The sequence below is a fragment of the Streptomyces sp. 13-12-16 genome, assembly GCF_002114215.1.
Taxonomy (GTDB): Bacteria; Actinomycetota; Actinomycetes; order Streptomycetales; family Streptomycetaceae; genus Streptomyces.
Genome location: NZ_NCTE01001161.1, coordinates 1 through 1,307 on the forward strand (window position 1 = coordinate 1; position 1,307 = coordinate 1,307).

At 75.1% G+C, this 1,307-nt stretch carries 1 protein-coding gene and 1 pseudogene; both read left to right on the forward strand.

What is annotated here, in order from left to right:
• Window positions 1-337, forward strand: a pseudogene (locus B7767_RS36830) (transferase); the annotation flags it as partial.
• Window positions 338-392: 55 nt separating this feature from the next.
• Window positions 393-1,307: UDP-glucose 4-epimerase GalE (gene galE, locus B7767_RS36835; RefSeq protein ID WP_085575812.1), on the forward strand; the 915-nt coding region annotated here is incomplete at its 3' end.

Genomic DNA, 1,307 nt, shown 5'->3' on the forward strand with positions numbered 1-1,307 from the left:
CCGGGTCCGCCGCACGGTGCCGCTGCGGACGGCGGCCGACGGCACCTGGGTCGCGGAGACGACCGTACGGCCGGACCGGCTGGCCACGCTCGGCACGGGCACCTGGGACCTGCGGCTGCGGGTGCGCTTCCGGGACGGTTCGAGCCGCCGGGTGGCGGCGCACGCGCTCGCCGGGCCGGGCCTGCTGCGCCGCTGTGTGATGCCGAGCCCCTGGCACGGCGTGGTGCTGGTGCGGCCGTACGCCACGAACTCGGGTGCGCTGGCCCTGCGCGTGGCGGCCGGCGTACGCGGAGCCGTCCCGGTGCTGCGCGGAAGGCTGTGGCGCCTGCTTCACTGAGAGCCGACCTGTTCGATCGCGGAAGCACGGGCCAACGACGAGGGGACGGCCGTCCATGACCTGGTTGATCACCGGCGGCGCCGGCTACATCGGGGCGCACGTCGTACGGGCGATGACCGAGGCGGGCGAACGGGCGGTGGTGTACGACGACCTGTCCACCGGCCTCGCCGACCGGGTGCCGGACGGGGTGCCGCTGGTGGTCGGCTCCACCCTGGACGGTGAGCGGGTCGCGCGCGCCCTCGCGGACCACGAGGTCACCGGCGTCGTCCACCTCGCGGCGAAGAAGCAGGTCGCCGAGTCGCTCTCCCTCCCGCTGCACTACTACCGGGAGAACGTCGAGGGCCTGCGCGTCCTGCTGGACGCGGTCACGTCGGCCGGGGTCCGCTCCTTCGTCTTCTCCTCCTCGGCGGCGGTGTACGGCACGCCGGACGTGGACCTCGTGACGGAGGGGACCCCGTGCGTGCCCATGTCGCCGTACGGCGAGACGAAGCTGGCCGGCGAGTGGCTGGTCCGCGCGGCCGGGAGGGCGGCCGGACTCTCCACGGCCTGCCTGCGCTACTTCAACGTCGCCGGCGCCGCCCGCCCGGACCTCGCCGACACGGGCGTCTCCAACCTCATTCCCATGATCTTCGAGAGACTGACGGCCGGCCTGCCCCCGCGCGTGTTCGGCGACGACTACCCGACCCCCGACGGCACCTGTGTCCGCGACTACATCCACGTCGTCGACCTGGCCGAGGCCCATGTCGCGGCGGCCCGCGCGCTGCGCTCCGCCCCCGGCCGGGACCTCACCCTCAACATCGGCCGCGGCGAGGGCGTCTCCGTGCGGGAGATGATCGACCGCGTCAACGCCCTCACCGGCCACGACCGCCCGCCCGTGGTCACCCCGCGCCGCCCCGGCGACCCGCCCCGCGTCGTCGCCTCCGCCGACCGCGCGGCCACGGAACTGGGCTGGAAGGCCCGCCACGGCATC